This window comes from uncultured Roseibium sp. (assembly GCF_963675095.2).
Lineage (GTDB): Bacteria > Pseudomonadota > Alphaproteobacteria > Rhizobiales > Stappiaceae > Roseibium.
In genome coordinates this window covers 1-21,386 of the sequence record NZ_CAXXSJ010000015.1, presented here as the reverse complement: position 1 = coordinate 21,386, position 21,386 = coordinate 1, and the positions used below count along the sequence as shown (strand labels likewise).

Below are 21,386 nucleotides of genomic sequence, written 5' to 3'. Positions count from 1 at the left end.
AGCCGGCTCTAACCGGCACGCTTTCCGGAGAAAAGATCGATATAGGCGTCGCAGATGGCGTCGCGGGAATAGCCCGTCTGCAGCTTTTCGGTTGCGTTTTCGACAAGCCTGGCGACCAGGCCGGCATCGGCCTTCAGGCGATCGATCGCATTTCCCACACCCTCATGGTCGTCGATGGGCACGATCAATCCGTTGACATTGTCGTCTATCAACCAGCTCGGTCCTTCGCTGGCCGTGGAGATGATCGGTTTTCCGACGGCCCAGGCTTCCAGAACCACATTGCCGAGCGGTTCGTGGCGGGAGGGAATGACCATCACGTCGCAGGCGGAAAGGTAGGGCCCAGGGTCCATCGTCCAGCCGATGAAGCGCACGCGATCCGTGATCCCGAGGTCAGCGGCCAAACGGCGAAGATTGTCTTCCTCCTCGCCCTCTCCGATCAGCCACAGGTAAGTTCCTTCACTCCGGGCGACGCCTTTTAAAAGCGTGTCGAACCCTTTCCGGCCAACGAAGCGCCCAAGGCCGAGGACCACGCAGGCATCGTCGGGCGTGTCCAGGCTCCCCCTGGAAATCGGCGTCACCGGCCTGGTATCCGTGAAATTCGAAATGACCCGGGTTTTGGATCTGTCCCAGCCGATGTCGCCAGCCGCCCTGGCAATGTCCGGCGTGTTGCAAACCAGCACATCGCAGTTGGCGAAGTAATCCAGCCGTTCCGGATAATCGCCAAGCCGGGCCGCGGTCAGTATATTCGGGTCGTTCGGGATCCAGCGGGTTGCCTGCGGCATCCAGGACATCATCGCGTGTGGCCGGAAAGCCCGGTTCATTTTCGCAATCCGGCGATTGATGAAGAAGCGCGCGATATGAGATCGGCTAAACTTGATCTCGGTCACCTCGCAGACCTTGTCGATGTCCTTCTTCCATACCCGATCGGGAAAGACGAGCGCCTTCTGCTCAACACCACGTTCAGCCAAAGCGTTGACAAGGCTCACGAAAAAACGCTCTGCGCCACCCTTGATTCCCAAGTGGACGTGCACGACTCTCAAAGACTGCTGCATGGCTTCCATCAGTTCCCGTCGACAGTGTCATAATAGCTGGGCAGGACATGGAACAATCCGCGCAGGTTCCCAAGCCCGCGCGCCAGACGTACCCGCCCCTTGTAGTAGGCGCCATCGAACGCCTTGGCTCCGGCGATCCTGAGCGCGCCGGTAAACAGGCAGATAAAGGCCCCGCCGATAATACGCCGGATGGCCTTGCCGCCGAATTTCATGAATGCATGGCCGGTACCCCGACGCAACTTGCTCGTATAGGAATGGGCAGCGGCCGACGTCATGACCCTCTGGATCAACCGTTCCGGCTCCATGCGGCTCGCCGGAATTTCTTCCTCGACGCCGGCCATCGGCGCCCACACGATCCGGCATCCGAGATCATGGGCCCGTTGGAAGAAATCGATATCCTCGAAGCCGAAGGTCAGGGCTTCGTGGAAGCGCAGATTAAGTCCATCCTTGGCGAACAGCTTCCTGCTCAAAAGCGTGTTGTTGGTCGGCGCTTCGCCCAGCACCGCGCCTTCGGTCTCGGCGGCGGGTTTCAGATGCTTCCACCATTTTGGCGGCGGCGCCTCGTAGCGGCGGCGAACCGGCCCGGAGACCACATCAGCCGAATGGACCTGAGCCACACGCAACAGTTCCCCAAGCCAGTGAGGATCTGCGACTTCGTCATCGTCGATCAGGGCGATCCAGTCGTAACCGCGCTGCACGGCGACTTCCAGCGTCTTGTTCCGAGCCTTGGGAATACCGCGCACCGGTTCCTGGTAATAAAGCACCGGAAACCCGCCATCGACGTTAAGGGTTTCAATCGCTTCGCGGCTTAACTGCTGGCTGTCATTCTCAATCACGCAGATCTCGACACTCTGATCTTCGCTTACCGTCTGCCTCAGAATCGACTGGACGCACTCAGAGACCATGCGGGGTCTCTGCGCCGTGCAGATCATGACGCCAATCTTTTGCTTACTCATAGTCCTGTGGTCCGGTGACGCGAAAGAACGTCTTCATAAAGGGAATCCAGCCGGGCCGAAAGAACTTGTATCGAAAAGGACTCCCGCACCCGTTGCGCCCCCGCCTGGGCCAGTCTCCCCCTCAGGCTTTCATCCTTCATGAGCAGAGAAAGCGCCCCCGCGAAATCGCGCTCATTGGTCGGATCAATCCACAAGGCGGCATCGGTCGTGGTTTCGCGCAAACCGCCCCTTCCGGACGTAAGGAGCGCTGATCCGCCGGCCATCGCTTCAATCGCTGTACGTCCAAACGGCTCTTCGAACAGCGAAGGAACGAGCGTGATTGCCGCGGTTTCGAACGCTTCTTGAACAGCCGAATGCGGCTGATCGAAACAGACCTCCGCACGGTCTCCAAGGGGCGCGAGCAAAGACTTGATCCGGTCGATATAGGCCTCGTCGGTAGCAAGCGTGCTTAAAATGAAACGGGTCCGCCAGCCCCCCTGCTCCGCGAGAACTGTTGCCACCGCCTGCGCAGCTTCAAGCACGCCTTTATCCGGCACGGCACGCCCCGCGAACAGAACCGTATCGTCCCGTTTCTTGGCGGGTGTCCAGGATGTCAGATCAAGACCATTGTGGACGGTCGAAGACTTGCCCCCCAGGCCTGGCAGGCTGCCCAGGAAGTTTTCACGGCTGAAATCACTGACGAAAATCAGGTGATCGAACGCATTGTAGCGCCGCCGGTCCAGCTGTTTCTTGATAAAGCCGCTCCCGATCTTCGGCGTATTATGCTTGTGCAGCAGGACCGGGATATCGGGAAAATCCTTTCGGATTGTCATGGCCGAAGACAGGTGCTGATGCACGACAACCAGGTTCGGTCGACAGTCTTTCGCACGGTCGGCAAGTTTGCGGACAAAGCGTTTCTGGCTATCCCCAGGGTCTCTGGAAACGCCCTGAAAGGAGATGTCGGCAAAGGGATCGGCCAGTGCCTCGCCGATGACCGTTGTCGTGCTTCGATAACGTGAATGGGCAACGAAATCACGAACGCATAGATCTATGGCCGTCGCCCGATCGGGGCCGAAATGCATTCCGCGGGGCAGGACGATGGCTATATTGACCGGTTCAATCGGCAAGTCGATTTCCGTTTGCAGAAACGGGCCGTTGTGAGCCCGCGAATGACAGGTAAGTTGCTTATAGGCGTGGCGGGTTGCATCGACAATACCCGCACCGGCTATGATGCCTGTCCGCTATCCCCGTCCCATAACGGCCCCGGCTCCCCCGGGTCATCCACGGACTTTCCCAACCGGCATGGTTGTTGCTTTACCTGACCCAGGAAGCACGCAAGGCACTGAACCACAGCGCTTGCCTTTAAAGCCACCATACGCGTGCACATCTCAGAGGCCGATAATGCACAGTCGATATCCATACGTCCCGATCACAGACAGACCGGATTTCTCCTGGCCTGACGGCCGACGTCTGGCAGTCTATATCGGCCTGAACCTGGAGACCTTCTGGTTCGGCGAGGGCCTGGGCGCGGAATTGGCACCAGGCGGGCCACAGCCGGACGTCCTCAATTATGCCTGGCGCGACTACGGCAACCGTGTCGGGGCATTTCGGATGGCCGATCTGTTCGATACGCTCGGCCTGCCGCTGAGCGTGCTGGTGAATTCCAACCTCTATGACGATTGTCCCGGTCTGGTCGAACGGTTCCAGGCCCGTGGCGACGAAATCGTGGGCCATGGCCGCACCAATTCCGAGCGCCAGGGCATTCTGCCTGAAGAAGAAGAACGGACCCTGATCGAGGACGCCACGGTCCGGATCGAACAGGCGGAACGACGCCGCCCCGAGGGCTGGCTCGGCCCGTGGATATCCCAAAGCCTGGTTACACCGGACCTCCTGAAGGAAGCGGGCTACAGCTATCTGCTCGACTGGTGCCATGACGACCAACCGGTCTGGTTCAAAACCCGGTCCGGCCCGATCCTGAGTGTCCCCTACCCGCAGGAACTCAACGACATCCCGATGATCGTCGGCCGCAAGATGGATGCCGCCACCTTCGCCGACATGATCATCGACAATTTCGAGGAAATGCTGGCGCAATCCGCCGATCAGCCCCTGGTCATGGGAATTGCCCTGCACCCCTATCTGTTCGGCCAGCCCTATCGATTGAAGCATCTGCGCCGGGCCCTCACGACAATCCAGTCGCTTTCGGACGAGCGTGTCTGGTGGACAACCTCAGGCGCGATCGCGGATCATTTCAAAACGATCGTCCTGCCTAAGGCTTGAGCGTTACTTGTCCAGTCACAGTCATCGGGAAGAAAGACATGAAAAGGAAACTCAGAAAATGACCGGTACTCGCGTCTTTCAGGTTGCCGATGCCTTGCTCGGTTCGGCGTATGAACCGGGCGGTCCAGCAGAAATCACCGTTCAGCACGGTCTCATTACGGCCATCCGCCCCCTGAAGGAGCCTTCCTCGGGACCACGATTGCTTGCCATGCCGGCCTTGGCGGATGCCCACAACCACGCCCGCCCCCTGTCGACGACCTCGTTCGGCTGCGGTTTGAAGCCGCTGGAAACGTGGCTGCCGAGCCTGGCGGCCATGCCGTCCGTCGATCCCTATCTGGCAACGGCGGCCGCCTTCGGCCGTTCGGTCCGCGGCGGCTGTGTCGGCGCCATGGCGCACCTGACCCGCCCGATGGGCCTGACGCCCCTGACCGAAGAAGCAAAGGAAATCGCACGAGCGGCTTCCGATGCGGGTCTGGCGATCGGTCTGGCCATCGCCATCCGCGACCGCAACCCGCTGATCTACGGCGACCACGAACCGCTATTGAGCGGCCTTCCTCAGGACATCCAGTCCCTCGTCCGTCAAACCTGGCTTGGAACCCCGAAGTCGCCGGCGGAGCAAATTGCCCTGGTGGATGCGGTCGCAGAAACCGTCGGCGACATGCCCGGTGTCGATGTCCAATACGGCCCCAATGGCGTTCAGTGGTGTACCGACGCTTTCCTGAGCGCGATTGCCGAGGCTTCGGAGCGGAATGACCGGCGCGTCCATATGCACCTGCTTGAGACGCTTCCCCAACGCAACTGGGCGGATCAGGCCTATCCGCAGGGGATCGTCCGTCATCTCGCCGATATCGGCCTATTGTCTCCCCGGCTCACACTGGCCCATTGCGTCTGGGCACGGCCGGAGGAACTGGAACTGATCGCCGAATATGGCGCGCGTATTTCCGTCAATCCGTCCTCCAACTTGCATCTGGCCTCGGGCATCGCTCCGGTTGCGGAAATGAAGAAGGCCGGCGTTGCCTTTGCCATGGGCCTCGATGGCTGCGCCTTCGACGAGGACGACGACGCCTTGCGTGAACTGCGCCTGTTCCGCCTGCTCAATGCCGGTTGGGGCTTTGCCGATGATCTTACCCCTGGCGACGCGCTGAAAGCCGCCTGCTCCACCGGCCGCGCGGCCATGGGGCTGACACCGGGTGGAACGATCGAGGTCGGACAGCCGGCGGATCTGATGTTCCTCGATCTGGATGCCCTCGACCGTGACGGTCTGATGCCGGTCGACCCCCGCCACTATCTGTTTGCCCGCGCGACCCAGGATCACATCGTTGAACTGGTCTCGAGCGGACGAACGACTCTGAAGACCGGAAAGCTCATCGGTCTGGATCTCGAAGCGGTCGAAACGGAATTGCGCGCCCAATATCGCGCGGCCCTGCCCACCACCGATAACGCTCGGAAAGCGTTCTCATCAATCGAGCCGCACGTGGCGGAATTCTACAAGGGATGTTGCTGATGGCTCTGATAGCGGCGGTCCCTGCGTTGTCTTCCGCGGGAAAGCCGAAATCTGATCAAAAAGGCGGCAACGCGTGTCACTGGATGCTCCAATCGACAATATGATTTGACTTAGCCGGCACGTGTCGTACGCCGCATACCTCTGAAAACAGGATCTTTTTCGGGGTTCCGATAAGAGCTCCCCCATCTGGCACACACCTTGCGACTATCCTGTCAAAGCCGGTGCGTTTCAGGGCGTCAGATAAACAGAAAGCGGAACAGAATGGATCTCCAGAGCTACCCAATCGCGGAAAATTGGTTTTCGGTCACCAAGGTCGACGACACCACAGACATGCTGCTGGAGCCTCATGTCCATGTGTTGGAACAGGCCAACCTGTTCTTCGTGCGCGGCAGTGACCGGGACATGATGATCGACACCGGCATGGGGATCGTCCCGATCCGCCCCTATCTGGAACCGCTCTCGGATAAGACTTTTTCCGAAATCGTCTGCGTCTCCACGCATACCCACATCGACCATATCGGCGGCGTGCACGAATTCGACATCCGTCTGGTCCACCCGATCGAGGCGGACGAAATGGCGGCCCCGTCGGGCATGAACACGATCATCCGCGACGAGATCAATCCCAAGCTGCTCGCCCTGTTCGAGGAAGCCGGCTATCCGCCCCTGGATGAACTCCTGATCGATGCCCTGCCCTATGCGGGCTACGACCCGAAAACCTATTCCCTGACGGGCGCGCCGGCGACCGGGCTTCTGGAGGAAGGCGATACGGTCGATCTTGGGGACCGTCAGTTCGCGGTTTTGCATGTGCCCGGCCACTCACCCGGCAGCATCGCGCTGTTTGAGGAAAAGACCGGCGTCCTCTTTGCCGGAGATGCGATCTATGACGGACCGCTCATTTATGACGGACCCGGCATGAGCGTCGAAGCGTATGTCGCCACCATGAAGAAGCTGCAAGCACTGGATGTCTCTATCGTCCATGGCGGCCATGATCCGAGCTTCGGCAAGAAGCGGCTCGATGAGATCGTCGAGCACTACTTGCGGATCTGGGGCGTCTGACACTCAGCCTTCAGAGTAGCTCCGGCAGACGATCCCGCGCCACCTTGTGCCACTGCCGTTGATAAGGCAGACCGTCGAAAGCCCGGTGCTTCGTCTGAAACGGATCACCGTTGGCTGGCACGTCTTCGAAAAGGCAGTCCCCGACCCGGGTCGGCAGGGTCGACAGGTCGATAACCGCCGCCCCGCTGTGCAGATGGCCAAAACTGTATTCGGCTTCGAACAGGCTGTTCAGCAGCTCCGGCTCCGGGTTCGGACAGATCAGGGCGTCGGCCAGTTCCACCTGGAACGTCGTCAGACGACGGGTCCGGTCGGGCCGGTCGCAGGCGAACAGGAAATGCGTGGCCGAATGGACGAGAATGGCGATCCGCCCTTCCCCGTCCGAATAGATTTCCGCCCGCATTCCCGATGATCTTGAGGGATCGTTCTGCCAGAGTTCGACGAAATCCGCCTCGACCCCGTGTTCGTACATTCCGTCCGGCGCGTGGCTCAGGCGGCCGATATCCTTGCCCTCTTCTGGCCCCTGCAGATTGATGAAGCGCCGCCACGTACAGACACTGTCTTCCACGGTGGAGAGGCCGGCAAAGCCTTCGCATTTTCCAAGCCGGAACAACGTATCGCAGTCCAGGTCCTTGAGCGCAGCGCCCCCGAACCCGGAAGCGAATTCCGCAGGTACCCGCAGATCGGCATAAAGCTCCGGCGCCTGGAACCAGTAGACCCGGGTTTCGTGGTCCTCGTGAGACGGATTTTCTGCAGGCGCCTTGATATAGGCGCGCTTCCAGAGACCGACCACGTCCCGGTCCGTGATATCCCCGGTCAGGGGTTCGGCCAGCGCGCTCAAGCCGCCGCCGCCTTGTGGCTTGAAAAAGCGGACATCACCTCGTCACTCATGCGCACCGCCCCGGTTTGCAGATATTCCATGGCATTAAGCGCGGCGTCATGGGCGTCGTCACTCGAGCCACCGACACAGTCCTTCACCACGCGGCAATAGAAATCCTTCTGATGGCCGTCGGCGAAGGTATAGTGCACACAGACATTGGTCAGCCCGCCGACCATGACCAGCGTATCCGCCCGAAGGCCGCGCAGCAGGATATCGAGATCGGTCCCGATGAAGCAGGAATAGCGGCGCTTCTTGATCACGTAATCGTCTGGGCGCAGGCCGACGATGTCGTCCGCAATCTCGGTGCCTTCCCGGCCCTCGACACAATGCACGTCCTCGGTCCCGTCCAGTTCCCGACCGAAATCGATCATGTTCGGTCGGTGCGCCTCCTGGAAGAAAATCACGGGAACGTCGTTTGCCCGGGCCGCATCGATTACCTTGCGTGCCTGACGCATCGCCTGGGTGTAGGCGGTCATTTTCGGAATGCCGCCGTTGTAGTTTTCAAGAAAGGCGCTCTTCTGGATGTCGATCACCAGAAGCACGGGATTGCCGACGAGAAGCGGTTGCGTAGCCATGTAAAGTACCCTCTCTAACTAGTCCTTCCGTGCCTGGTCCGCGCCCATGAGGCGGGGCAAATCGCCGAAACGCGCGGTCAGGCTGAAGACAATGATCGAAACGATCAGGAAGGTGATCGCACCGACCGCCATGGTCGGCGTGAACCCGTTGCGAAGCGAATTGAAGATCTGCAGCGTCACGGTCGCATAGGACGACGCGGAGACGAAAAACATCACGATGAACTCGTGGAAGCTGAGCACCACCACAAAGAAGAAGCCCGACAGCGTATAGGACATTGTCTGCGGCAGGATGATCGTCCTCAGGATCGTCCCCTCGCTCGCCCCCATCGTGGCCGCTGCGTCGAGATGCGCCCGGTCGATGGACTGGAGGCCGATGGAAATCGTCACCAGCGGCAAGGCCGCCAGAAGCGCGGTATGGCTCAGGATGCCGGTGAGCATGTTCCCCAGTCCACCGATGAACGTCCACAGGAAGCTCAGTCCTACGCCGAAGACGATCGGTGGTAGCGCGAACGGCAGCCCCGCCAGGCTTGCCAGAACCTTGGAAAAGGTTGTGTCCTTCTTCCACTGGTCATAAGCGATCGGCCATGTGATCAGGATGGCAAGCGTCGCGGCCGATAGCGCGATCACGACGGAGTTTTCCAGCGAATTCAGCCACACCGGCTCGTTGACGAAAAAATCCACGAACCGGCCGAGGGTCGGATCCTCCGGCGGAAACAGCATGGACCGTCCGCCATTGAGTGCCGACAGGCAGACAACCATGATCGGTAGGGCGACATAGATCGCGCACAGAACCATGAACCCCTGTTTGAAAGCCGCCTTGATCATGCCTTGCGCTCCGCCAATCGTGCCAGCAGCAGGCTGAAGCCGATGAATATGCCGGCTGTTATCAGCAGGATGACCGCCTGGGCCGCCCCGAAGGGCGCATTCAGGGTCGCGCCGCGGATGGACTCATAGATCGACACCGGCAGGGTCTGATGTGCGGGTTCCGCGAAATAGGTTACGGTCACATAGGTGCCGAGCAGATAGACGAAGAGCAGCAGCAAAGACCCGAAAACCGGCAGGCGCACTGCCGGGAAGACAATCGTGCGCAGCACCGTCACAGACCCTGCACCCATGGTACGCGCCGCCTCGATCATCGATCGGTCGATCCGCGACAGCGGCGCAAACAGCAGGATGACCGCATAGGGCCAGACCAGATAGGCCATGGTCAGGACCGTGGCGAGCTGCGAAGTCTTGAACTTCACGTTCCTCGGGCTCGCCAGGTCCCAGTCACGTAGCACCGTCAGCCACCCGGTTTCCTTCAGCCAGTCGGTAACACCGACAGCCTTGAGCAAGGCCGGAAGACCGGAGCGGTTGGACAAGAGAATGTCCCAACCCATGACGACAAAGACTTCCGACATGGACAGGCTGGCGAGCACGAACACAAGCCACATGGCCTGACTGCGCCGCGACCCCTGGGTCATGAAATAGGTGAAGGGAAAAGCAAAGCCGACGGCAATCAGCGATCCCAGCACCGCATAGGCCAGCGTGTAATAGAGTTTGAGCGTGTAAAGCAGCGTGACGCTGTTGGGCCAGTCCACCCCGACGAAGACGCGAATGTAGTTGCTGAAATCGAAGCCCCAGACCCAGCTCGCGCCTTCGATCTTCTCGCCGAAGCTCACCACAAGGACGAGCAGGAACGGCGCCACGAACACGAACAGGATGACCGCCGTAATCACGCCCATGACGATGTTCGAAAGCCCCAGCCCTTTAATGAACGCTGAGGCGCTCTTGCCGTCCGCGCGGCCGACCTGAATGTCCGAGGCGGCGGCCGGATAGCTCATGCCGCGACATCCTGTTTGTTCGATGCGATGGAACCGCCGCCCTCTCCGGTATCTGATCGGCTCTGTGCACCGGCAACATCATCCGTATCGGGAAACAGGCGTAGCGCATGCGGCGGGAACTCGGCTGAAACCGTCTCCCCTTGGGAAAAGACAGTCTCGGTCGAAGCCGGCATCTCGCAGATGACCGTGCCGACCGGCGTTTCCACATAAACCTCGCGCGTTGGTCCGATATCCCGCAGGAACGTTACCGTCCCCGCCAGCCGGTTCGGGCCGATCTCATCGGCCGAAGACAGTGACACGTTTTCCGGCCGGCAGGCGATCTGGACCGCCGATCCATTCAGGAAGGATGCCGCCGGTTCGGGCCGGAAAAGGAACCCGCTGACGTCCACTCCGCCATCTTTCGCTTTGCCTTTGAGGAAGTTCGCCTTGCCGATAAAGGAAGCGACAAAGGCACTGGCCGGCCGGTGATAAATCTCGGATGGGCTGCCGATCTGCTCGTAGCGGCCATTGCTCATGACCACGATCTGGTCGGCCATGGTCATGGCCTCACGCTGGTCGTGGGTGACCACGATCGTTGTGATATCGAGCTTCTGCTGCAAGAGCCTCAGTTCCACCTGCATGGCTTCGCGCAGCTGTGCGTCCAGCGCCGACATGGGTTCGTCGAGCAGAAACACATCCGGCTTCTGGGCGAGCGCCCGGGCGATGGCGACGCGCTGACGCTGGCCGCCGGAAAGCTGACCGATCCGGCGGTCCTCGAAACCGGCCATCTTGACCAGATCGAGTAATTCTTCGGCTCGCGCACGCCGGGTGGCCTTGTCCACGCCCGCAATCGTCAGGCTGTAGGCAACGTTTTCGGCGACAGACATATGCGGGAACAGGGCGAAGGACTGAAACACCATGCCGAACTTGCGCCGGTTGGCAGGCTTTTCGGTAATGTCGTTTCCGTCGAGTGAAATCGTTCCCCGGCTCGGGTCCTCCAGACCGGCAATCATGCGAAGGAGGGTCGTCTTGCCACAACCGGATGGGCCGAGAAGCGCCGTCAGCTTTCCTTTCGGAAAGGTGAGGTCGATGTTGTCGACCGCTGTAACTTGGCCGTAGGTTTTCTTGATACCAGCAAGAACGAGACCGGGCATGCCGTTCCTTTCGGTTTGTGAGAGGAATTCAGGGACGGTCGGCGGGAGGAACGACACACTCCCGCCGATATTCTGGTTGGAAAGCGCCCTTATGCGCCTGCCAACATTGCGTCCCACTTCTCTTTGATGAAGCTCTCCTTATCGAGATAGGCCTCATAGGCCGGCGTGATGTAGGGTTCGCCCGACACACCCGCATATTCTTCATCCGACAAGTCGGTGAGGCTCTTGTCCACGAGCGGGGCAGTCCCGATCTTGCGCGACATCAGGGCCTGGGTCGCCGGATCGCAGGAGAAGCTGATGAACTCGGCCGCTTCATCGGACTTGTCCGACAGCGGGCTCAGGCACCAGGAGCCGTAGCCGATCGGATTGCCTTCCTTCGGGAAGATCGGCGCAATCGGGAAACCGTCAGCCGCCATCAGCCCGGCGACGTCGAGGTAATACATACCCCCGATGACGTCCTCGTTCTTCATGGCCTGTTCCATCTGGCTTTCCGCCGTCCACCAAAGAGCGACGTTCGGCTTGATCTCGGCGATCTTGTCGATCACCGCGGTGATGCCCTCTTCGGTCATCAGGGTTTCGGCCCCGTCGAAATAGGTGGTAGCGGCTATATCCAGGAACCGCGCGTCATACTGTTTGGAAAGACCAAGAGATGCTTCGAGCGCCGGGTTTTCCCAGAATTCCTTCCAGCTGGTCGGAGCCGGCTTGATCTCGTTCGGGTTGATCACCATGGCGGTGAACCAGGCCATGGCGCCCACGCCCAGGAGGCCATCGGACCCTTCGTAGAGGAAGTCGGCCTTCATGTTGGTGGCGTTGGGGATCTTGGCCGCATCGAGAGGCTTCAGGAGCCCGCCGATGCGCATCGCCTTGATCATGGTGTCCTTGCCGTAGAGCGACAGATCGGCCGGTGCCGAGCCGGAAGCAGCCGCCTGCTGCATGGTCACCAGCCAGTCGCTGGAATTCGGCTGTGTGACCGATTCCACCTTGATACCGGTCGCTTCGGTAAAGACCGGATAGATGTGCTTCTTGAAGCTGTCTTCGAAGTAGCCGCCGTAAGACCCGATCTTGATGGACCGCTCCTGCGCAATCGCCGGCATGCCCAAAACGGATGTTCCGGCCGTGAGTGCGGCAGCGCCTGCGCCTGCGCGCAGGATGTCGCGCCGTGTCATGCTGTCGAAACGGCCGTTGATCTTCTTCTGTGTCATGGGAAGTTTCTCCTGAACCCGTAATTGCAAGGCAGATCCCTGCTTTTCCGCCTCTGCACCCTCCGGCACAGGCGGCTGAGTAAAGGAAGCATGCATCGAGCATGCCAATTTCAATTTCTTGCTAGAATGATGTATTTTCGGGCTATTTACGCTTTGGCAAGCAACTTTTCCCTGCCCTCAATAACAGCATAGAGTATATATTTTAATCACGCCCTATTTTAGTGCAGATGCTAGGTATTTCAATGGAGTTCGCCTCAGGCACCATTATCCGGCCTGCCGAATTGCAACCCCGGACTCCGGAAAACGGAACGTGCCGTTTCCATCAAAAACCACCCGGAAAGCATGTCCGGGTTCGCGCGGGCCGACCCGTGCACAAGTCACTACCGAGGGACGAACATGCGAGATCTTCTGGATACTGCCGCCACCGATACGGCGACGCCGGTCGATGGGACGGACGATCAAATCGCACTCAGCGCTGAAAATGTGGAACTGCCGGTCATAGACCTGTCCGGCCTGCATACCGGCTCCCAGGAAGACATGGCTGCTGTGGCCAAAGCCCTGGGCGACGCCGCCCGCACATCCGGGTTTTTCTATATCAAGAACCACGGGGTCGATCAAAGCCTGATCGACGCTGCGCTGGCTGCATCGCGCGAATTCCACGACCAGACCCGTAGTTACAAGATGAAGTACTGGTCGGGCTTCACCACCCACCATCGCGGTTATGTGCCGTTCGAGGAAAACGGGTCGGATTTTCCTAAAAAGATCAACTTCAACGAAGCCTGGGACATGTCCTTCGAGGCTCCGGCAGATCATCCCGATTATCTGGCCGGCTGGCGCATGACCGGACCCAATATTTGGCCGGATCTGCCCGGCTGGAAGGAAACGATCTCCAGCTATTACGATGTCATCTTCGGGTTGGGCCTGAAGATGCTGAGCGCCCTGGAATTCGAGCTCGGCGTCGAATCCGGGACACTTATCAAGTACATCAACAATCCGACCTCCCAGCTCCGGCTTTTGAAATACGTCGAAAACGACATGCCGACGTCAAAGGACACAGTCGGAATCGGAGCGCATTCCGATTTCGAATGTTTCACGATCCTGCTACAGGGCGGCCCGGGTCTCCAGGTGCTCAACGCGGACGACTACTGGATGGAGGCCCCGCCCCTGCCCAGCACGTTCATCGTCAACATCGGCGATATTTTCGAGACCTGGTCCGGCGGACAGTACAAATCGACCCAGCATCGTGTGACCAACATCGGCCGGGAAAGGTATTCCATGCCGCTGTTCTTCGGCCTCGACTATGACGCGGTTGTCGAACCGCTGCCGAAATTCCGCACACCGGAAACGATCGAAAAATATCCGCCGATCAAGGCCGGCGAGCACCTGATGCGCATGACGGTGAACGCTTTCCGCTACATGGCGGACGCCTATGCGAAAGGCGAAATGAAGCTTGACTTCGACGTGCCGGAAGACAATCCGTTCAAGCGCACGGCGAAACAGATTGATCGAGCCGGTGTGGCGGCCGAATAGTCGTCACCAGCATCATCTCTCTCCAGGAATTCCCGGCCGGCTCCATCCGGCCGGGATTTTCTATTCGAACGTGATCCCGATCTTTCCGAACTGCCGCCCGGCCTCCATCCGGTCGAAAGCCTCGTGCACGCGGGTCAGCGGATAAACACTGTCGATATGCGGCTTGACCTGATGCCGGTCCACGAACGCGACTAGCTCGGCCAGTTCCGATCCGGTTCCCAAGGTCGAACCCAAAACCTTAAGCTGGCGGATGAACAACCGCCTCAGATCAGCTGACGGATCGTCGCCACTGGTCGCGCCACAAGTGACAATCCGGCCACCGCGCACAAGCGCACGCATCGCCTGCGGCCAGACCGCCTTGCCCACGTTCTCAATCACCAGATCGATCCCACGCCCGCCGGTCAGGTCCATGACCTCATCCACGAAACGCTCGCTGTCGGTCCGAATACCGGCGAACGCACCGAGCTTGAGGGCCGCGTCGAGCTTTTCCTGATCCCGGGACGTAACGATGGTTCTGATGCCCCCGTCCGCCCGCAATTGAAGAGCCGCCAGCGACACCGAGCCACCAATCCCGAAAACCAGAACGGTTTCGCCAGGCTTGACCTGACCTTTGGTATGGATCATTCGCCAGGCCGTTAACCCGGCAACGCACAAGGAGGCAGCCTCGACCCAGTCGAGATGCTCCGGTTTCCGTACCAGGTTCTCCTCCGGCACACAGACGAAGCCCGACAGGGATCCATCGATATGCTCGCCGAGATACCGCGCGGACGTGCACAGAACCTCTTCCCCACGCAGGCAGAACTCACAGCGCCCGCAGGTGCGCACCGGATAGACCACGACCGGATCACCAGGCGCAAAACGCGATCCCGGATCCGCCTCCTCAACCGTTCCGGCTCCATCCAGACCCATGACCATCGGCAGCTCGTGAGTGATCCCGGCGCCGCTGTTGCGCATGTAGAGGTCGACCCGGTTGAGACCCGAGGCCCGCATGCGGACAAGTACTTCGCCTGGTTGGCGGCGAGGCATCGGTCTTGTCGTGACCGATACGACTTCATTGCCGCCGTGGCCGGTGAGCACGGCCGCCCGCATGCTGTCCATGATGCGGTTCTCCCTCAGAGCTCTGCGAACGTCTTGCCGCTTTCCGCCAGCCGGCGTAGCAGCGGCGACGCTTTCCACGCGATCGGATCCTCCTCGGCGAAGGCATCGATATGCGCAAGGACCTTGTCCAAGCCGATCTGATCGGCGTGAAACATCAGTCCGCCCCGCCAGCGCGGGAAGCCGTACCCGTGCACGGTCACCAGATCGATGTCGCTGGCGCGCTGCGCGATCCCTTCCTCCAAGATGTCGGCCGCCTCGTTGATCATGGCGCAGACAAGCCGGGTGCGGATGTCCTCATGGGTATAATCCCGCCTTGTCACCTTGGCGAAATGCGCCTCCTCGCGGACGAGATCCTCCACCAGCGGATCGACGACCTTACCGCCGCCGCCGGGATACCGGTACCAGCCGACGCTGGTCTTGCGGCCGAGCCGGCCTTCATGAACCATCCGGTCCGCAATCGGTATGTAGCGCCGGTTCGGATCGCGGGTCGCTTCCTGACGCTTGCGGTTGGCATAGGCGATATCGAGCCCAGACAGGTCCTGTGCCTCATAGGGGCCCATCGGATAGCCGAATTCCACCATCGCCTCATCGACATCCCACGGGTTCGACCCGTCCATCATCACCGTGTCCGCGGCTTCCCGATAGCGCGCCAGGATGCGGTTGCCGATGAAGCCATCGCAGACACCGGCAAGCACCGGGATCTTCCGCAACCGCTTGGCCACGGCAAAGCCGGTGGCGAGCGCCGTATCGGAACTTGCCGTTCCTTGCACAATTTCCAGAAGCTTCATGATGTGGGCAGGGCTGAAGAAATGCAGCCCGACCACCCGTGCCGGGTTCGACACGCTTGCCGCGATCTCGTTGACATCCAGATAGGAGGTGTTGGTCGCCAGCACCGCGTCTTCCGGCAAGGCCTTTTCCAAGTTGGCGAAGACCACCTTCTTGACGTCCATGTCCTCAAACGCAGCCTCGATCGCCAACTGCGCCGGCGGGAGATCGTCATAGCCGGTCACGATCGTAATGCGGGCCTTGCACGTCTCGGCCTGCTCCGCCGTCAGAAGACCGCGTTTCGCAGCACCATCGGCCAGCCGGGCCACGTTGGAAGCCGCCCGTTCAGCTCCTTCCGCATCAGTCTCAACAATGGTGGCGCTGATGCCGGCACTGTCGAGGGCATAGGCAATGGACGCCCCCATATTGCCGCCACCGACGACAACCGCCTGCCGGACATCGGCAGCTTCCGCAGACGCGATCGGCTCGGGTGCCTTTGCTCCCCGTTCCGCGAAAAAGATATGCCTGAGCGCCTTCGCCTGACCACCCGCACGCAGACGCAGGAAGGCTTCCCGTTCCCGCACCAGAGCATCCGCAATAGGCGTATCGGCGGCGGCTGCGACCAAATCGATGGCTTCCAGAGGCGCTGTCTGCCCTTTCATCCGCTTCGATGCCTGAGCCTTTGCCTTTTCCACGGCCGCTTCATCGGCTTGCGGCCCGGGACGTTCAGCGAGCGGAACAACATCCGAGAACAGATCAACATTCAATTCGAGCGCTGCTGCAACCGGATCGTCCTCGATCCTGTCTATAAAGCCGATCTCAAGCGCCGGTGCGGCCTTCATCACCTTGCCTTGCGGGATGATGTCAAGCGCCGCCGCCATACCGACCAGCCGCGGCAGGCGTTGGGTTCCGGTCGCACCTGGAACCACACCAAGCGTTACTTCCGGCAAACCGATGGTGGCTTTCGGCGCGGCGATCCGGTACCGGCAGGCAAGCGCGATTTCCGCGCCGCCCCCGAGCGCCGCACCGTTGATGGCTGCGATCCAGGGCACGCTGCTCGCCTCGATCGCGTTGATCACATCCGGCAGATGCGGCTCGACCGGTGGCAAATCGAACTCGCGTGTATCCGCGCCTGCGCAAAAGATCTTGCCGGCTCCGGTGACGATGACCCGCTCGACATCTCCGTCTGCCGCGAGACCGGTGACCGCATCGAGCAGTCCTTTGCGGATCTCGGCGGAGATCCCGTTGACGGGAGGATTATCAATCAAAACGACAGCGGCGGTTCCCCGCCTTTCGATCGTTACCGGCATCTAGGCTTACCTTTCAATTGCAGCTGGCTGTGCAAGGGACTGTTTGTTCATTGGTATTGAGTTGAATCCGAGGGGCTGCCAATGCCACCCCAATGCTCGAAAGAGCCATGAAAATAACCCGGTATGGAAACAAGGCTTCAGACGATCCCGAGGTCCCGGATCTTGGACATCAGATCCTGCACGCTGTCTTCGACGCTCTTGCCGCTGGTGTTCACGGTGCTTTCCGCCTTCGCATAAAGCACCTCCCGGCTCGTGAGGATGGATTTCAGCTCTTCCATGGCCTTCGGATTGCCGGCCATCGGACGCTCATCGCCCTGTCCGCGCACCCGGTTCATATGCTCTTCCGGCGACGCCTTGAGCCAGATCGTATGGAAATTGCGCAAGAGGAACCCGTAGGTCTCAGGCTCCGACACGATACCGCCTGCAACGGCAAGAACCACCGCATCCGAAGTGGCGACCACTCGTTCGATCGCCTGCCGTTCCAGACGGCGATAGCCTTCCTGGCCGTAAAGCGCCATGAGTTCGCTGACCGGCATGCCGCTCTGCTCTTCGATGTCGCGATTGAGTTCGATGAAGGGGACCGACATTTCCTTGCCGAGCAGGCGCCCGAGCGTGGACTTTCCCGCACCGCGTAGCCCGATCAGGCAAATACGCTGGCGGCGAAGCTGCGCCGGCCGGCCCGGGTCGAGGATCTGCATGACCCGTTGCCGCTGTTCGGTCGTGGCCTGACGGTAGAAGTCCGCGACACGGGCCGCTTCGGAATTCCAGGGATCTTCCTCGCCCACCAGCCATTCGACCCGGTGGTCGAGCGCATTGGCGACCTTGTACAGCAGCGCGATCGAAATGTTTCCGCCGCCGCCTTCAAGCTGGGCCAGATACCGCTGGGAAACGCCGGACAATTCCGACAGAACCCGCCTGGCAATGCCCTTCCGCTCCCGCGCCTTGCGCACCCGTTCACCGACCGCGGCGACAAAAGCATCCACGTCACCTTCGCGCGGCGTCAGCCGCTCGTCGGGTACCACCTCACCGCGAAAGTTCGTGATTTCGTCCATCACCGGGTCCGATTGCGCTCTTTAGGAGGCAACCTAGTCGCCGTATTTCGGGTGTGCAATATATTTCCGGGTCCGTTTCAAATTCTCCCCCTCATATCGGAGTACAGCCTTAATCGACGACCAGAGCCTCCAGCTTTGTCCGCATGTCATCCGGTGCCGGTATCTTTCGATGCACATCGGCCTCGACAAAGACTTCGACGAATTCGCCCTCGAAGCAGAGCACCCCATCCTGGAGCCCGCGGACCGAAAACCGGATTGAGCTTTCACCGAGCCTCAAGAGGCGCACTTCGCAAACGAGCGGATGGCGCGGGGTCACCGGGCTGCGGAAATCCATCGACAGGTGCACGAACGGCGTGCCGACATTGCGGTCCACATTGCCGTGGAACCAGTCGTACCCGGTGTGCACGCCCCACCACTCGTCGATCGCCTCAAGCGCGAAATTCGGTAGGCGACCGGTATAGGCGATCTTTGCCGGATCGCAGTCTGCCCACCGCACCGTGATGACGTGCGTGAAAACCTTCGATTGCGCGGTGCGGTTTGTAATATCATCCATCAATAAGTCTCTACGTGATAACGGCCTTCGTCCCGCATCCCGTTTCGCACATCCGCCCAGTTCAGTCCAATACCCCTGGAGATGTCCGCAAAGGCGCTTTCCACGCCTTGCTCCATCGAGCGCAGCCCGCAGATGTAGATGTAGGTATTAGGATCTTTCAGGAACTCGCCAATAGCCGCCGCCTCTTCCCGCAGCTTGTCCTGGACGTAGTGCTTAGGTTCGCCCTCGATACGGCTGAACACAAGATGTTTCCGCAGGATCGTCTCCGGCACCTTCTTCAGGGGGCCGAAATACGGCAGGGATTGAGGCGTCCGCGCCCCGAAGACCAGGGTCATGCCGGCAGACTTGCCGGCCGCATTGCGCTGCCGGCGCATGGTGAATGCCCTGAAAGGGGCGGATCCGGTACCCGTACAGATCATCAGAAGCTTCGCGTCCGGATCGTCCGGCATCAGGAAGGTGGCCCCGAAAGGTCCAGTCACCTTCACCTTGTCGCCGACCTTCAGATCGCAGACATAGTTGGAGCAGACACCGTTCGGCTCCCGCTTCACCGTCAGCGACAGATTGTTGTAGTTCGGCCGTTCGCCGTCGCGCGGGCTTGAAATCGAATAGAGACGCGGCAGATAGGGTTTGCCTGCGTCATCGGTTCCCAGCGGAATGATGCCGATGCTCTGGCCTTCGAGAACCGGGAACGGATGACCGTCGAAGTCCAGAATGATATGGCGCACGTCGCTGTCCGCGCCTTCGGCGGTCAGCCTGTAGTTGCCTTGAACCGTCGCCTCGGCCGGTTTGCCGATCGTATAGAGATTGACGGACGGCTTCGACGCCGACGCAGGTGCCTTCGACTTGCCGCCGGCCCCTGAATGGGCTTCGGCAAGCAGCGCTGCCATTTCCTCGTCCAGCGCCTCTATCGACGTATCTACGCCCCCGCCCGATGGGCCGAAATCCTGTTGTTCCGGCAATTCCATCCAGGAAAACTGATCGTCGACCGAATAAGGCGTTTCAACGACGCGCCACTCGTCGATGGATCCGGTCGGACATACCGGAATGCAGTCCATGCAGAAATCGCATTTGTCGAAATCGACCACGACATTGCTGTCGTTGTGCACAATCGCCTGGACCGGACACGTCATTTCGCAGGTATAGCAGCGAATGCAGATTTCCGGGTCAATCAGGTGCTGTTTTTGAGGTTGGCTCATCTGTCCTCCCGCAGCGCTCTTTCCGGCGCTTTGTTAGGTCTCATTTTGAATTCTACGACCTAATCGGGGAGCGCGGTATGGGCGCGCTCCCCTGTTTCCGGCGTCACGCCATGTGAAGCTTCACATATTCGAAATCGCCGGGCTGGTTGTTGATCCCGACTTTCGGCGGGGCGATCCAGCTTGCGTATTTGCCGGGTTCGCGTTCCGGCTTCATCAGCGACTGGATGAAGTCGCCGTCCGCATGGGTCGGCAGCCAGTTCTTCACACTCTCATCGTATTCGGCACCGCTGACCAGCTTTCCATCCGGGTCGAACAGCTTGTCGGCAAAGACGCCGATCTTGCGATTGAAGGATTCATGCGGCAGCTTCATCTCGAACTTGACGCCGGCCTTTTCGATGATCTTGTTCCAACGGCCGACACCGCCAGATGCGTCACGCGTGTAATCGTCACGCAGACGCATGTTGATCGCCGTCAGCGCCGGGACATCGCGCGTGATGATCTTGTCGCCGTCCACGTCGAGCACCTTGTAGGTGTCGCCGGTCAGCTTGTGGTCATCGTCAAGGCGGTTTTCCATATACCGGCCCTTGATGCCAGCGTTGAAGGCATTGGCCGCATTGGTGGACACTTCCTGGCCGAACAGGTCCAGGGACAGTGTGTAATGCAGGTTCAGCTTCTTCTGGATCGTCGGCAGGTCGATGACGCCGAACGCGCGAATACGGTCGGTATCATAGGGATCGTCGATACCGTTCTCGGTCATTACCTGACAGGTGCGCTCGATCGTGCGCCCGACGCCGGTTTCACCGACGAACATGTGATGGGCTTCTTCCGTCAGCATGAACCTGCAAGTGCGCGACAGCGGATCGAAGCCGGACTGCGCCAGACTTTCCAACTGCATCTTGCCATCGCGGTCGGTGAAGTAGGTGAACATGAAGAATGACAGCCAGTCCGGGGTTTCCTCGTTGAAGGCACCCAGCATGCGCGGCGCTTCTTCCGAACCCGACTGACGGCGGAGCAGATCGTCCGCTTCCTCGCGACCGTCGGCACCGAAATACTTGTGCAGCAGATAGACCATGGCCCACAGGTGGCGGCCTTCTTCCACGTTAACCTGGAAGAGGTTGCGCATGTCGTAAAGCGACGGTGCAGTCAGGCCGAGAAAACGCTGCTGCTCGACCGAAGCCGGCTCTGTGTCGCCCTGGATCACGATCAGGCGGCGCATCAGCGCGCGGTATTCGCCCGGAACCTCCTGCCACGCCGGTTCACCTGCATGTTCCCCACACGGGATCCTGCGATCCTCGACCTGCGGCGCAAGCAGCACGCCCCAGCGGTATTCCGGCATTTTCACATAGTCGAACTTCGCCCAACCCTTGGGATCCACGCTGACGGCGGTGCGCAGATAGACAAGGCTCTGCTGGAAGTTCTCCGGAATGAGATCGTTCCACCAGTTGATG

General features: G+C 60.2%; 19 protein-coding genes. 4 read left to right on the top strand and 15 right to left on the bottom strand.

Going from position 1 to position 21,386, the window contains the following annotated elements; genetic code table 11:
- Positions 1–8: 8 nt before the first annotated feature.
- Genes ABIN98_RS05770 through ABIN98_RS05760 form a run of 3 tightly spaced genes read right to left on the bottom strand, consistent with a single transcriptional unit; the run spans position 9 to position 3,114 of the window.
- Positions 9–1,040, bottom strand: a complete 1,032-nt coding sequence (locus tag ABIN98_RS05770; RefSeq protein ID WP_346908439.1) for a glycosyltransferase — start codon at positions 1,038–1,040, stop codon at positions 9–11.
- A 20-nt stretch (positions 1,041–1,060) separates the two neighbouring features.
- A complete protein-coding gene (locus tag ABIN98_RS05765; protein WP_346908210.1) occupies positions 1,061–2,008 on the bottom strand; it encodes a glycosyltransferase family A protein in 948 nt (315 codons plus the stop codon).
- Positions 2,005–3,114, bottom strand: coding sequence for a glycosyltransferase family 4 protein (locus tag ABIN98_RS05760; RefSeq protein WP_346908208.1), 1,110 nt, complete (start codon positions 3,112–3,114; stop codon positions 2,005–2,007). Before ABIN98_RS05760 ends, ABIN98_RS05765 begins: the two co-directional genes overlap by 4 nt.
- Before the next feature lie 274 nt (positions 3,115–3,388).
- Here ABIN98_RS05760 and ABIN98_RS05755 point away from each other — a divergent pair, with 274 nt between their 5' ends.
- The 3 genes from ABIN98_RS05755 to ABIN98_RS05745 all read left to right on the top strand — a co-directional run bounded on the left by ABIN98_RS05755 (position 3,389) and on the right by ABIN98_RS05745 (position 6,824).
- Positions 3,389–4,264 carry a polysaccharide deacetylase family protein gene (locus ABIN98_RS05755; RefSeq protein ID WP_346908206.1) on the top strand — a complete coding sequence of 292 codons (876 nt, stop codon included), beginning with the start codon at positions 3,389–3,391 and terminating at the stop codon, positions 4,262–4,264.
- A 58-nt stretch (positions 4,265–4,322) separates the two neighbouring features.
- On the top strand, positions 4,323–5,768 hold the full coding sequence (locus ABIN98_RS05750; RefSeq protein ID WP_346908204.1) for an amidohydrolase family protein: 1,446 nt from the start codon (positions 4,323–4,325) through the stop codon (positions 5,766–5,768).
- Positions 5,769–6,029: 261 nt separating this feature from the next.
- The gene (locus ABIN98_RS05745) at positions 6,030–6,824 is read left to right on the top strand and encodes an MBL fold metallo-hydrolase (protein WP_346908202.1); all 795 of its coding nucleotides are present in this window, start codon (positions 6,030–6,032) and stop codon (positions 6,822–6,824) included.
- A 10-nt stretch (positions 6,825–6,834) separates the two neighbouring features.
- Here the strand turns inward: ABIN98_RS05745 and ABIN98_RS05740 are convergent, their stop codons facing one another.
- The 6 genes from ABIN98_RS05740 to ABIN98_RS05715 all read right to left on the bottom strand — a co-directional run bounded on the left by ABIN98_RS05740 (position 6,835) and on the right by ABIN98_RS05715 (position 12,434).
- Positions 6,835–7,662, bottom strand: a complete 828-nt coding sequence (locus ABIN98_RS05740) for a hypothetical protein (RefSeq protein ID WP_346908200.1) — start codon at positions 7,660–7,662, stop codon at positions 6,835–6,837.
- The gene (locus ABIN98_RS05735) at positions 7,659–8,276 is read right to left on the bottom strand and encodes an isochorismatase family cysteine hydrolase (RefSeq protein ID WP_346908198.1); all 618 of its coding nucleotides are present in this window, start codon (positions 8,274–8,276) and stop codon (positions 7,659–7,661) included. Before ABIN98_RS05735 ends, ABIN98_RS05740 begins: the two co-directional genes overlap by 4 nt.
- 18 nt (positions 8,277–8,294) lie before the next feature.
- Positions 8,295–9,101, bottom strand: a complete 807-nt coding sequence (locus tag ABIN98_RS05730) for an ABC transporter permease subunit (protein ID WP_346908197.1) — start codon at positions 9,099–9,101, stop codon at positions 8,295–8,297.
- Entirely contained in the window at positions 9,098–10,099 is a 1,002-nt protein-coding gene (locus ABIN98_RS05725; protein ID WP_346908195.1) for a hypothetical protein, read from the bottom strand. Before ABIN98_RS05725 ends, ABIN98_RS05730 begins: the two co-directional genes overlap by 4 nt.
- Positions 10,096–11,232 (bottom strand): ABC transporter ATP-binding protein, encoded by a 1,137-nt coding sequence (locus tag ABIN98_RS05720; RefSeq protein WP_346908193.1) that lies wholly within the window; start codon positions 11,230–11,232, stop codon positions 10,096–10,098. The genes ABIN98_RS05725 and ABIN98_RS05720 overlap by 4 nt, the downstream gene beginning before the upstream one ends.
- A gap of 89 nt (positions 11,233–11,321) precedes the next feature.
- Positions 11,322–12,434 (bottom strand): extracellular solute-binding protein, encoded by a 1,113-nt coding sequence (locus tag ABIN98_RS05715; RefSeq protein ID WP_346908191.1) that lies wholly within the window; start codon positions 12,432–12,434, stop codon positions 11,322–11,324.
- A 396-nt stretch (positions 12,435–12,830) separates the two neighbouring features.
- Between ABIN98_RS05715 and ABIN98_RS05710 the strand changes: the two genes are divergently transcribed.
- On the top strand, positions 12,831–13,964 hold the full coding sequence (locus tag ABIN98_RS05710; protein WP_346908189.1) for a 2-oxoglutarate and iron-dependent oxygenase domain-containing protein: 1,134 nt from the start codon (positions 12,831–12,833) through the stop codon (positions 13,962–13,964).
- 60 nt (positions 13,965–14,024) lie between these two features.
- Here the strand turns inward: ABIN98_RS05710 and ABIN98_RS05705 are convergent, their stop codons facing one another.
- The 6 genes from ABIN98_RS05705 to boxB form a co-directional block, all read right to left on the bottom strand.
- Positions 14,025–15,062, bottom strand: coding sequence for an alcohol dehydrogenase catalytic domain-containing protein (locus tag ABIN98_RS05705; RefSeq protein ID WP_346908187.1), 1,038 nt, complete (start codon positions 15,060–15,062; stop codon positions 14,025–14,027).
- A gap of 14 nt (positions 15,063–15,076) precedes the next feature.
- Complete coding sequence (locus ABIN98_RS05700; RefSeq protein WP_346908186.1) at positions 15,077–17,137, bottom strand: 3-hydroxyacyl-CoA dehydrogenase NAD-binding domain-containing protein; 2,061 nt, start codon at positions 17,135–17,137, stop codon at positions 15,077–15,079.
- A gap of 137 nt (positions 17,138–17,274) precedes the next feature.
- The gene (locus tag ABIN98_RS05695) at positions 17,275–18,189 is read right to left on the bottom strand and encodes a helix-turn-helix transcriptional regulator (protein WP_346908184.1); all 915 of its coding nucleotides are present in this window, start codon (positions 18,187–18,189) and stop codon (positions 17,275–17,277) included.
- 109 nt (positions 18,190–18,298) lie between these two features.
- Positions 18,299–18,742 carry a thioesterase family protein gene (locus ABIN98_RS05690; RefSeq protein WP_346908182.1) on the bottom strand — a complete coding sequence of 148 codons (444 nt, stop codon included), beginning with the start codon at positions 18,740–18,742 and terminating at the stop codon, positions 18,299–18,301.
- Positions 18,742–19,938 carry a benzoyl-CoA 2,3-epoxidase subunit BoxA gene (gene boxA, locus ABIN98_RS05685; RefSeq protein WP_346908181.1) on the bottom strand — a complete coding sequence of 399 codons (1,197 nt, stop codon included), beginning with the start codon at positions 19,936–19,938 and terminating at the stop codon, positions 18,742–18,744. The genes ABIN98_RS05690 and boxA overlap by 1 nt, the downstream gene beginning before the upstream one ends.
- Positions 19,939–20,041: 103 nt before the next feature.
- A partial coding sequence (gene boxB, locus ABIN98_RS05680; RefSeq protein WP_346908180.1) for a benzoyl-CoA 2,3-epoxidase subunit BoxB occupies positions 20,042–21,386 on the bottom strand: 1,345 nt, incomplete at its 5' end.

What these genes read in the sequence shown, in the direction of transcription:
- ABIN98_RS05720 (WP_346908193.1), bottom strand. Translation starts at nt 11,232, where the DNA reads ATGCCCGGTCTCGTTCTTGCTGGTATCAAGAAAACCTACGGCCAAGTT.
- ABIN98_RS05745 (WP_346908202.1), top strand. Translation starts at nt 6,030, where the DNA reads ATGGATCTCCAGAGCTACCCAATCGCGGAAAATTGGTTTTCGGTCACC.
- ABIN98_RS05715 (WP_346908191.1), bottom strand. Translation starts at nt 12,434, where the DNA reads ATGACACAGAAGAAGATCAACGGCCGTTTCGACAGCATGACACGGCGC.
- ABIN98_RS05705 (WP_346908187.1), bottom strand. Translation starts at nt 15,062, where the DNA reads ATGGACAGCATGCGGGCGGCCGTGCTCACCGGCCACGGCGGCAATGAA.
- boxA (WP_346908181.1), bottom strand. Translation starts at nt 19,938, where the DNA reads ATGAGCCAACCTCAAAAACAGCACCTGATTGACCCGGAAATCTGCATT.
- ABIN98_RS05755 (WP_346908206.1), top strand. Translation starts at nt 3,389, where the DNA reads ATGCACAGTCGATATCCATACGTCCCGATCACAGACAGACCGGATTTC.
- ABIN98_RS05725 (WP_346908195.1), bottom strand. Translation starts at nt 10,099, where the DNA reads ATGAGCTATCCGGCCGCCGCCTCGGACATTCAGGTCGGCCGCGCGGAC.
- ABIN98_RS05730 (WP_346908197.1), bottom strand. Translation starts at nt 9,101, where the DNA reads ATGATCAAGGCGGCTTTCAAACAGGGGTTCATGGTTCTGTGCGCGATC.
- ABIN98_RS05750 (WP_346908204.1), top strand. Translation starts at nt 4,323, where the DNA reads ATGACCGGTACTCGCGTCTTTCAGGTTGCCGATGCCTTGCTCGGTTCG.
- ABIN98_RS05690 (WP_346908182.1), bottom strand. Translation starts at nt 18,742, where the DNA reads ATGGATGATATTACAAACCGCACCGCGCAATCGAAGGTTTTCACGCAC.
- ABIN98_RS05765 (WP_346908210.1), bottom strand. Translation starts at nt 2,008, where the DNA reads ATGAGTAAGCAAAAGATTGGCGTCATGATCTGCACGGCGCAGAGACCC.
- ABIN98_RS05695 (WP_346908184.1), bottom strand. Translation starts at nt 18,189, where the DNA reads ATGGACGAAATCACGAACTTTCGCGGTGAGGTGGTACCCGACGAGCGG.
- ABIN98_RS05710 (WP_346908189.1), top strand. Translation starts at nt 12,831, where the DNA reads ATGCGAGATCTTCTGGATACTGCCGCCACCGATACGGCGACGCCGGTC.
- ABIN98_RS05735 (WP_346908198.1), bottom strand. Translation starts at nt 8,276, where the DNA reads ATGGCTACGCAACCGCTTCTCGTCGGCAATCCCGTGCTTCTGGTGATC.
- ABIN98_RS05700 (WP_346908186.1), bottom strand. Translation starts at nt 17,137, where the DNA reads ATGCCGGTAACGATCGAAAGGCGGGGAACCGCCGCTGTCGTTTTGATT.